Below are 210 nucleotides of genomic sequence, written 5' to 3'. Positions count from 1 at the left end.
AAGCCCTGACCTGACGGTCAGGGCTTTTTTGCATCTGAAGAAAAGCAGAAATGAGAAGGTGAGTGACGAGAAAGGGCAGATAAGAGAGAAAGTCCTAGAGCCTAGGGGAAAAAACCAAGCAAACGCCCGGTAAAACACGTGCACCATCGCCTGAAAATCTTGACCAGTATGAAAGCCAAAGACACACTGGCTCGCACTCTCGCACTCTCG

Origin of the sequence: Enterovibrio norvegicus (genome assembly GCF_002876705.1) — a bacterium.
Classification (GTDB): Bacteria; Pseudomonadota; Gammaproteobacteria; order Enterobacterales; family Vibrionaceae; genus Enterovibrio; species Enterovibrio norvegicus_B.
The sequence above is the reverse complement of the archived record's forward strand: the minus strand, read 5'-3'. Positions refer to the sequence as shown.